Annotated in this window: 6 protein-coding genes and 1 pseudogene; 3 read left to right on the top strand and 4 right to left on the bottom strand. The window is 73.1% G+C overall.

Annotation, left to right across the window (positions count from 1 at the left end; translation table 11 throughout):
• The coding region (locus AOK15_RS35445; RefSeq protein ID WP_055522466.1) for a WD40 repeat domain-containing protein at positions 1-3,930 on the bottom strand (3,930 nt) is incomplete at its 3' end.
• Between the two features lie 637 nt (positions 3,931-4,567).
• On the opposite strand from AOK15_RS35445, the pseudogene AOK15_RS43065 reads away from it, so the two are divergent.
• Positions 4,568-4,747: pseudogene (locus AOK15_RS43065) on the top strand (FAD-dependent oxidoreductase); the annotation flags it as partial.
• Between the two features lie 137 nt (positions 4,748-4,884).
• On the opposite strand, the gene AOK15_RS35435 reads toward AOK15_RS43065, so the two are convergent.
• Entirely contained in the window at positions 4,885-5,547 is a 663-nt protein-coding gene (locus AOK15_RS35435) for a response regulator (RefSeq protein WP_055522463.1), read from the bottom strand.
• Complete coding sequence (locus tag AOK15_RS35430; protein WP_055522461.1) at positions 5,544-6,671, bottom strand: sensor histidine kinase; 1,128 nt, start codon at positions 6,669-6,671, stop codon at positions 5,544-5,546. The genes AOK15_RS35435 and AOK15_RS35430 overlap by 4 nt, the downstream gene beginning before the upstream one ends.
• Before the next feature lie 259 nt (positions 6,672-6,930).
• Between AOK15_RS35430 and AOK15_RS45340 the strand changes: the two genes are divergently transcribed.
• Positions 6,931-7,389, top strand: a complete 459-nt coding sequence (locus AOK15_RS45340) for a DUF6223 family protein (RefSeq protein ID WP_063799094.1) — start codon at positions 6,931-6,933, stop codon at positions 7,387-7,389.
• A gap of 705 nt (positions 7,390-8,094) precedes the next feature.
• On the top strand, positions 8,095-9,015 hold the full coding sequence (locus tag AOK15_RS35420; RefSeq protein ID WP_240508742.1) for a hypothetical protein: 921 nt from the start codon (positions 8,095-8,097) through the stop codon (positions 9,013-9,015).
• Positions 9,016-9,040: 25 nt separating this feature from the next.
• On the opposite strand, the gene AOK15_RS35415 is transcribed toward AOK15_RS35420, so the two are convergent.
• Positions 9,041-9,844, bottom strand: coding sequence for a hypothetical protein (locus AOK15_RS35415; RefSeq protein ID WP_240508741.1), 804 nt, complete (start codon positions 9,842-9,844; stop codon positions 9,041-9,043).
• Positions 9,845-9,984 lie beyond the last annotated feature (140 nt).

Raw genomic sequence — 9,984 nt, 5'->3', positions numbered from 1 at the left:
GTCGGAGACGTCCCACAGCCGGACCGTGTTGTCGTTGCCGCCGCTGGCCAGGGTCCGGCCGTCCTCGCTGAAGGTCAGCGACACGACGGCCTCGGTGTGGCCGGTGAGCGGCTCGCCGAGCCGGGTCGCGTCGCCGGGGTCGGAGACGTCCCACAGCCGCACCGTGTCGTCGTCGCTACCACTGGCCAGCGTGGAACCGTCCGGGCTGTACGCCAGGTCGTTGACGGGGCCGCGGTGGTCGGTGAGGGGTGCGCCGAGCCGGGCGGGGCGCCGCGGATCGGTCACGTTCCACAGCCGGGCGGTGCCGTCCGCGCTGCCGCTGACGAGCGTGCGGCCGTCGGGGCTGAAGGCGAGGGCGAGGATGTAGCCCTTGTGGCCGGTGAGCGGCTTGCCGAGCGGGACGGCACGGGCCGGGTCGCTCACGTCCCACAACTGCACGGTGTGATCGTCGTACGGGGTGGCCAGGGTGCGCCCGTCCGGGCTGTACGCCATCGCGTCGGTGTAGCGGGTCCGCAGCATCAGGGGCTCCGCGTGGGGGACCGGGTGCGCGGGGTCGCGGACGTCCCACAGGTGCACCGCCCGGTTCCCGGTCACGATCGCGAGGGTGCGGCCGTCGGGGGAGAAGGCGAGGGAGCGGTTGCCGCCGTCCTTGACCAGGAACGGCCTGCTCAGCGCCACCGGCCGGCCGGGACTGCGCACGTCCCACAGCCGGATCCGGCCGTCGCGCCCGGCCGTGGCGAGCACCCGCCCGTCCGGCCGGAACACCCCGTTCTGGCCGACCATGTCCGCCGTCGGTATCGACCACAGCCGGACCTTGCCGTCCCCGCTCCCGGTGGCGAGGGTCCGGCCGTCCGGGCTGAAGCCCAGCGCGTACATCTCGCCGCTGGCCCCGGCGAGCGGCTCACCCACCTGCGACGGGTACGCCGGGTCGCGGACGTTCCACAGGCTCGCCGTGCTGTCCGCGCTGGCGACGGCCAGCATCCCCCCGTCGGGGCTGAACGCCACCGACCACACCGGCCCGGTGTGGCCGCTGAGCGGGGCGCCGAGCGCGGCCGGATGCCGTCGGTCGGCGACGTTCCACAGCCGGACGGTGTTGTCGGCGCTGCCGCTGGCGAGGGTGCGCCCGTCGGGGCTGAACGCCACCGAGTGCACGGTGCCGGTGTGGCCGCTGAGCCGGGCGCCGAGCGCGGCCGGGTGCCGTGGGTCGGCGACGTTCCACAGCCGTACGGTCCGGTCGTCGCCCCCGGCGGCCAGGGTCCTGCCGTCCGGGCTGAACGCCACGGAACGCACGGGCGCGTCGTGCCCGGTGAGGGGCTTGCCCAGGGCCTTCGGGCGGGACGGGTCGGACACGTCCCACAGCCGCACGGTGCGGTCCTCGCCGACGGACGCCAGCGTCCTCCCGTCCGGACCGAAGGCGACCAGGTAGATCGTGCCGTCATGACCGGTCAGCGGTGCGCCCGACGACCGGGGCGAGCGGGGGTCGCGGACGTCCCACAGCCGGATCTCCCCGTCGTCGCCGGCGCTGGCGAGCGTCCGGCCGTCCGGACTGAAGACGGCGCTGCTCACCCAGCTCCTGTGCCCGGTGAGGGGCTTGCCCAGGGCCTTCGGGCGGGACGGGTCGGACACGTCCCACAGGCGGACGGTCCGGTCGTAGCTGGCGGTGGCCAGGTACTTCCCGTCGGGGCTGTAGGAAGTGAGGTAGACGGCGCCGGTGTGGCCGAGCAGCGGGGTGGCCAGCGGCGCGTTCACGATCGAGATCAGCCGGTTGTTGGTGCCCTCGTCGCCGGGGCGCAGCCCGTGCGCCACCAGGTCGAGCTGGGCCGACAGCGACGGATCGGTGTACTGGACGCGGTCCGCCTCGGCGACCACCTGCTCGAACACGGCGTCGTTGCGCTGCTGCCAGGCGACCACCGCCGAACCGACGGCCACCAGGGCGAGCGCCACCAGGGCGGCCACCGCGCTCCGGCTGATCCACACCGTGCGCTTGCGCAGTCTCACCGCGGCGGCCAGGAACTCCACCGCGCCGCGCGTCAACAGGGTGTCGTCGGCGGACCTCGCCCAGCTACGGGCCTGCTCCAGCCGGGAACCCCGGTACAGCAGCGACGTGTCGCGGTCCGACTCCTCCCAGGCCCGGCCGTCCTCCTCCAGGCGCTGGCGCAGCAGATGGTCGCCCCGGCCCTCGTCGATCCAGCTCCGCAGCCGGGGCCAGGCGTGCAGCAGCGCCTCGTGGGTGATCTCCACGGTCTCCGCGTCGAGCGTCACCAGCCGGGCGCGCACCAACGCCTCCAGCGACTCCTCCGTCTTGCCGGGGTCCGTCGACTCGTCCGCGAGCTGCCGCCGGGTCCCGCGCCGTCGGGTGGCCTGCGTGTCCTCGCCGAGCCGCACCAGCCGCAGCAACAGCAACCGCGCCGCCGTACGGGCCGCCGGGTCCAGCCCCGACCAGGCCCGCTCGGCGGTCGCCGCCACGGCGCCCTGGATGCCGCCTGCCGCCCGGTACCCGGCCAGCGTCAGCCGCCCCGCCTTGCGCCGCTGCCACGTCACGAGCAGCGCGTGCGACAGCAGCGGCAGCACCCCCGCGTCGTGCGCGCCCCGCGGCCCGTCCGCGCTCACCTCGCGCACGATCAGCTCGGCCAGCCCCGGCTCCAGCTCCAGCCCCACGGCCTTGGCCGGCCCGGTCACCGCCTCCCGCAGCTCCGCGGTCGTCAGCGGCCCCAGCACCATGTGCCGGTGCTGCAAGGCGTCCGCCAGCTCCGGATACCCGAGGCACTCCTCGTAGAAGTCGGCCCGGATCCCCAGCACGACCAGCACGGGCGCGAGGTCCCCCGCGGCTCCGGGCGTGCAGGCGGCGGTGAGCAACTGGATGAACGTCCGCCGGTCGGCCTCGTCTGCGGAGAGCGTGAACGTCTCCTCGAACTGGTCGACGATCAGGACGGGGCGGGCGGGGTCGCTCGTTCCGGACGCGGCGGAGGTGACGGAGGAGGCAGCGGACGTGGGGGAGGCAGCGGACGTGGCGGAGGTGGAGGTGGCGGAGGCAGCGGAGGTGGAGGTGGCTGAGGCAGCGGACGTGGTGGAGGTGGCTGAGGCAGCGGACGTGGCGGCGGTCGTGCGGTGGCGGGCCCAGGCCGTGACGGCCTCCCGTACCGCGTCGGCGAAGAACGATGTACCGGGCTCGTACGCGGCGGACACGACCTGCGCGAGCTCGGGAATGTGGCGGGTCAGCTCCCCGATCGGATCGGCACCGGGGACCAGCTGGAGAACCGGGCCGCCGGGTCCGTCCGCGCCGGGGCCGTCCCCGCCGCCGAGCGCGCCCTCACGCACGGCGGGCACCAGGCCGGCGTTGAGGAGGGAGGACTTCCCCGCCCCCGAGGCGCCGACGAGCATGACGAGGCCGCCCGTCTTCTCCACCGCCCGGAGCTGCCCGACGAGGGCGTCCGTGCTGCGCTCCCGCCCGAAGAACCAGCGGGCGTCCTGCTGCCGGTAGGAGGCCAGCCCCCGGTACGGGCAGACCCCGCCGGGGACGGCGGGGGCGTCCCCCGGAGGCGGCGGTTCCTCTTCCGTGGAGGCCCCGGCCGGGGCGGTCCGCTCGCCGGCCGGGTCGGCCACCGCCCGCTCCCAGAGCCGCTGCCACTGGGCCAGGTCGTACAGCCCCTTGGACACCGGCACGGGCCGCGCGCGCCGCGCCTCGGGTATCAGGACGTGCAGGACGGCGGCGAGGGCGGCGAACTGGGCGGGCACGTTCTTGGCCCGCCGCCAGTCGCTGATCCGCTGGGCGGAGACCCGCACCGGACGCCCGCGTTCATCGACCCTTTGCAGTCGGACGACCGCCTCGGAAACACTCTTGAGGGGAGGATTGCCCGCCTCCTTGTACAGCAGTGCGAGACGTTCCGCGAAGGCCGTGCGTGCCCCTGAGTCGTCACTCAAGGCCTCCACCCCTTAACTTCCCCCGCTGCTGGACATCCGGACCGGAAAACTCACTTTATATGCCTGACCTGCGGCGAAGCCGTCCGGACGCCCTCGGGCCCTCCTCGCCGCTGGCCCCGACTGGCAGGATCACGACCAAGCAGTCACCGCCTCGGGTGGCGCCCTCGCAGGCCACCAGCGCAGCGCACGCAGAGACGACTCATGCCGCCGTTCGTTTTAGGTCAGCTTCACCGATGCGATCACCGACACCGACGGACGTGATCATCCAGAGCACACGGACGGGATCAGCGACGATCCGTCCGCCGAGACCTCGATCCAGTCCCCTGACCCGGATCGAGCACCCCCGCACCGTTCGGCACCGGTCCCCACGTGGGGAGGGACCGGTGCCGAACGAAGGCGGCCGACCAGGCCCGGCTCGACGCGCACGCCGCGCCTTCGGACCGGGATGACATCGCCGCGTTTCGGCGCTGTGCCGTTTCCCTGCGGTGTGTCGAGGGGAGGCCGGGGGATGGCTGACACGGTGTGGCTGGTGACGGAGGGCCTGTCCAGGCTGGGGCGGCCGGTGGTGGGAGGCCCGCACAGCTTTCGGGCCTGTGTCGAGCGGTCCGTCGGCGCTCGTACGCCCGGCAAGGGGAGGCCCGTCCGCCTGCGGGCGATCGTCGTCGGCGCCGGGATCGGAGGGCTGACCGCGGCGGTGAGTCTGAGCCGAGCCGGATGCGAGGTGACGGTGGTCGAGCGGGCGTCCCGCTTCGGCGAGATCGGCGCCGGCATCCAACTCGCCCCCAACGCCACCCGCGTCCTCCGACGCCTGGACCTTCTCGACGCACGGTAGCCATGGCGCCCACGACTGCCGGTAGGCGGTCGATCTCAGCTCGACGCGCCACCCCTCGGGCGCCCGGATGCCGACCGTGTGCCCTGAGGTCCGGGTACCTGGCACTGTTCACGAGTGGTGACAGCACCCGGTCAAGAGGTGCGCGGGGCCACCAAGCCGGACTCGTACGCGAAGACCACGAGTTGGGCCCGGTCACGGGCCCGGAGCTTGGTCATGGCCCGGTTGATGTGGGTTTTCGCGGTCAGCGGGCTGATCACCATGTGGTCGGCGATCTCGTCGTTGGACAGACCCCGTGCGGCCAGGACGACAGCCTCGCGTTCGCGGCTGGTCAGCTCCCCCAGCCCCGCGCCGGTGTCCGTGGGGAACGGCTGGGTGACGTACCGGTGGATCAGCTTGCGGGTGATCGAGGGCGCGAGCAGGGCGTCGCCGCGAGCGGCGACCCGTACGGCGTGCAGGAAGTCCTCCGGCACGACGTCCTTGACCAGGAATCCGGCGGCGCCGGCGCGCAGGGCGTCGAAGACGTGCTCGTCCAGGCCGTAGTTGGTCAGGATGACCACGTGCACCCCGGCCAGGGCCGGGTCCGCGGCGATGCGCCGGGTTGCCTCGATGCCGTCGACGACCGGCATCCGGATGTCGATGAGAGCCACGTCGGGCAGGTGTTCCTTGACGAGTTCCACGCCCTCGCTGCCGTCGGCGGCCTCCGCCACCACCTCGATGTCGTCCTCGAGGTCGAGGAGGGCGCGGAATCCGCTGCGAATGAGGGGCTGGTCGTCGACCAGCAGGACACGGATCATGATGTCCGCTCCACGGGGAGCTCGGCCCGGACGGTGAAGCCGCCCCCGTCTCGTGGTTCGGCGCGCAGCCGGCCGCCGAGGGCGGTGACGCGTTCGCGCATGCCGAGCAGGCCGAGGCCGGGCAGCGGGGCGGCGGCCGGGGTCGCCCTGCCGTCGTCGTCGACGCGTATGGCGAGGGAGTCCGGAAGGCAGTCGATGCGGACCGCCGCGGTGGTGGCGTCAGCGTGCCGGGCGACGTTGGTGAGTGCCTCCTGCACGATCCGGTAGACGGTCCGGTCCACCGCGGCCGGTACGTCGTGCTGCCGTCCGTCGATCGTCAGGGTCGCGTCCAGCCCCAACGTCCGGGACTTCTGCACCAGTTCCGGGACGTCGTCGAGCCCGCGCGGCGGGGTCGTGTCGTCGTCGCGCAACGCCTCCAGCGTGGCGCGCAGTTCCCGGCTGGCCTCGCGTCCGGCCTCCTGGATCGCCAGCATCGCCTCCGGCACCTGTTCGCCGAGTCTGCGGGCGACATGGACCGCGACCTCGGCCTGCACCTTGATGACCGAGATCTGGTGAGTGAGCGAATCGTGCAACTCCCGTGCGATGCGCAGCCGCTCCTCGTCGGCGCGACGTCGCGCCGTCTCCTCCCGGGTCCGCTCGGCCTCCTCCGCCCGCCGCTCGGCCTGCCGCACCGCCTCCCCCGCCGCGAAGGCGGCGATCAGCCAGGCGAGTTCGAGCACTCCGCCGCCCCGCCCGAACGCCTCCCGCACCGGCTCGCCCTGGAAGACCAGCGCCGTGAGGTGGAGAGCGAACAGCAGGGCGACGGACGCCACCACGGTGAGGCCGCGATGCCCGGCCCGCACCGCGCCGTACACCGCGACCAGGTAGGAGACGGCCAGCACGTCGAACCCGGCCGCCTGATACCCCACCGCACACAGCCCGGTGACGGCCAGGACCACGAGCGGAGCCCGGCGGGCGGCGGCCAGCGCCAGCCCGCTGCCCGCCAGCAGCGCATGGCCGAGCAGGTCGCTGTCGGCCGTGGAGCTCTCACCGGACAGCCCGGTGCCCACCAGCAGCCCCGCCACGCCGACGGCGACCGCCCAGTCCCGGACACCGGCCGGGACACCGAACCGTCCTCTGCCCATACGCGCACCCTAGCCGGGCGCCACTACGGGCGAGTCCCGCTCACGAACGAGAGGCCGACTACCGCGCCCGCGGTACCCGCGCGTCGTCTGCCGCGCCCGTAGCAGGCGCGTGAGCCACCGGCGGCAGCGCGCATTGTCTGCGTCCGCCGGACGACCGGCGGCGGGGCCGACGGACATGCTGGCCGACATCGAATCGCACTGAGGCGACATCGAATCGCACTGAAGCGACATCGAATCGCAGGAGACGAGGAGGCATCCCATGGCAGTCCCATCCGTGCTTGCCGTACCGGCAGCCGCGCACATCGCAGTCCAGTCGGCTGCCACCACCGGCCTGACCTCCGGGCGACTGGTGGGCACCACGGCCGCCCTCGTGGCACTGGCCGGCGTGGTCAGCGGCGTATTGGCTCTGACCCGATCCACCGATCGTCCCGGCAACGGCAGCAGCGGCAATGGCAACGGCAACGACAGCGGCCGTGGAAACGACAGCGGCCGTGCAAACGACAGCGGCCGTGCAAACGGCACCAGGCGAAACAGGGCCGTCATGGCCCTGGCGGCGGCACTGGTCGGCCTGGTCATGGGCGTGGTGAACCTGGCCGTCGCCGACGGTGGCCCCGGCACCGGCAACGGGGTGATCGCCGGCGCCATGGCCCTGGCACTGGGACTGATCGGCACGGCTCTCGGCGGCCTGGCAGTGACCCGCGCCCGGCGCACGGGCTGACGGCGACGCATACGGGCACGCGTTCGCATCCGTGTGCCCACCGCCGTGGCCACGAGGTACTCGGCCCAGGGCACCGCGCATGGCGTCGTCGGCAGGGTCGGAGCAGGCCCAGCTCCACAACTCGGCCAGCCCGCCGACCGTTTCGCGTTGGTCCGACCGGCTCGGTGCTGCTGCGGCGCGCGTGATGACCAGCGGACCAAGCTCGCCACTCATGCAGTCCCTCCGGATGACGACTCCTCGCCACCCACATCCTGACAGCGTCCACTGACAACGGCGTTGGAGCACGGACGCACCTGACCGACGTCAACGGGGCGACCACCACCGGCACATGGACCCTGCCGTGGAGCTCGCGCTACGACCCCGGCTCGTCCCAGCCTCCGGGCGTCTCAGGACGGCATCTCAGGCAGCACACGTTTCCGCAGCTCAGGGTGGGTGGGATGGTTGCGTCGTCGCGGGTCGGGCGGTGGTGGTTGCGGGGGACGCCCGCTGTCTCCGAACCTGTGGATGTCGCACCGACCGGGGCGGATCGAGGGCCCCGGTCGCAGCCTGTCGACGCCCCTTCCTGGTGCCTGCGTACCGGGCATCGGTGTGCCCCTGTGGGGGCGCCCGATGCCCGGCGGTCTGCCCCAGGGGCGGCTTCCGGCGGGAGAGCCGGCGCAGGCCGGGAGCGACCCCCTACTGATGCGAGCAGAAGGAAGAAACGACATGAGCAGGAACACCCGCGCACTCCGTCGTCCGGGCCGCCGCGCGGTCGTCGCCGCCGGACTCGTCCTCGCCGTCGGCCTCGGCGTGTCGACTCAGGCGGTGGCCCAGGCCGCCGCCCCCGCCCCCGCGAAGGCATCCGCAGCGGCATCCGCCGCGCCGCGGTCGATCACCGGCTTCAACGGTGACCTGGTGACCCAGACCGCCGACTTCTACGGCGCCTACATCGACGCGAAGGACGACACCGCGGGCCCGGACACCAAGTTGGCCAAGGCGCTGCGCACGCACTACCTGGCGCCGGCCTTCGCGAAGCGGCTGGCGGCGTGGGAGAAGAAGAACAACCTGGACGGTGTCCTGCGTGCCCAGAACGTCCCGGTGGAGTGGACGGTGGGCGAGAGCCGCAACGGTCTCGACGTCATCGTCTCCCTGACCTACGGCGGCGGGGAGTCGCCGACGACCACGACCAGGTTCGTCGTGAAGCATGAGGTGGTCGGCGGCATCACCGACATCCGCCCCACGAGCGCGGCCCCCGCGAAGCCGTCCGCCACGAAGCGGTCGGTCAGCGGCCGGACCGGTGAATCGGTCACCCGGATCGCCGACTTCTACGGCGCGTACGTCGACGCGAAGGACGACGCCGGGGGCCCGGACACCAAGTTGGCCAAGGCGCTGCGCACGCACTACCTGGCGCCGGCCTTCGCGAAGCGGCTGGCGGCGTGGGAGAAGAAGAACAACCTGGACGGTGTCCTGCGTGCCCAGAACGTCCCCGTGGACTGGACGGTGAGCGAGGGCCGCGACAGCCGCGAGATCAGGGTCACCCACGCCTTCGGCGGAGGGGAGACGCCGACGGTGACGACCGACCTCGTCGTGAAGCTGGAGCCGGTGTCCGGCGACGTCACCGACATCCGCCGCACAAGCACCCACTGACCACTGTCCGCGACCTGTCGTGGCGTCAGCCCTCCCCTCCATCCCCCTCCATATTGACGGCGGGGATCGGAACCCAGCGGCCGGGGCTGTGATAGATGCGGTCGTACCGGTAGCCCTTCAGCCCCTTGGTGCTGGTGCTGCGGAAGGGCTGCCCGTGGTCGTCGATGCGGACGGTGCCGGTGCGGCCTTGTGAGGACCAGGCGAGTTCGAGGTACCAGTCGCAGGTGCAGGACTTGTTGAGCGTGGAGACGACCAGGACCTCGGGCTTCTGCAGGGACACCCGGTAGGGGAAGTTGATGGCGGGGATCTTGGTCCCCGACCCGTTGTCGCCGGGTACCGAACGGGCCAGGGGCTGGTGCGCGTCGAGGTTCACGGAGAAGAAGCGAGGGATGATGCCGGCGCCGCAGCCGTCGCCCAAGGAGTACACGGTGCCCCGGTCGGCGGCGGGTGCGGCCCGGTTGACCACGCGCACGTGCAGGGCGTCCAGGACGACGGCCGCGGAGCCGCGTCCCTGGACGGTGATCTGCACACCGGTGGGACCGCCGTGCACCGCCCGCTGGGAGTCGACCCACGCCGCGACGTCCTCCGGGTGGGGCGGCGGAGGAACCTGCTGCGGAGCCTTGGCGACGACGTAGTCCTCGCCGCACCCGTTGACCCCGCGCGTGTGGAAGTTGGCGGTCCAGGTGAGGGGAGCCACGGGCTGAGCCGTCCCGGCCCGCGCCTGGTGCGGCTTGGGACGACCACTGCCCGTGACCGACGTGGAGGGAGGCCCGGCGGCGGAAGCGGTGAGCCCGAGAAGCCCGGCGACGAGCGAGACCGCGAGCACCACCGACCGCACGGGCCGCCGCCGAGGGCGCCCGCCGGAGAACCGCGACCCGGCCGGTGACGAAGCCGCCCCAGGAAGCTGAACGCCCGTTGCCACGGGACCGGTTACAGCCCCGGCCGCGCCCCCACCCACCCCCACACCCC

This window comes from Streptomyces ossamyceticus, assembly GCF_001418475.1.
Classification (GTDB): Bacteria; Actinomycetota; Actinomycetes; order Streptomycetales; family Streptomycetaceae; genus Streptomyces; species Streptomyces ossamyceticus.
The sequence above is the reverse complement of the archived record's forward strand: the minus strand, read 5'-3'. Positions and strand labels throughout refer to the sequence as shown.

Excerpts from the sequence above, each read along its gene's own strand:
- AOK15_RS45340 (WP_063799094.1), top strand. The coding sequence starts at position 6,931 with ATGGCAGTCCCATCCGTGCTTGCCGTACCGGCAGCCGCGCACATCGCA.
- AOK15_RS35430 (WP_055522461.1), bottom strand. The coding sequence starts at position 6,671 with ATGGGCAGAGGACGGTTCGGTGTCCCGGCCGGTGTCCGGGACTGGGCG.
- AOK15_RS35435 (WP_055522463.1), bottom strand. The coding sequence starts at position 5,547 with ATGATCCGTGTCCTGCTGGTCGACGACCAGCCCCTCATTCGCAGCGGA.
- AOK15_RS35420 (WP_240508742.1), top strand. The coding sequence starts at position 8,095 with ATGAGCAGGAACACCCGCGCACTCCGTCGTCCGGGCCGCCGCGCGGTC.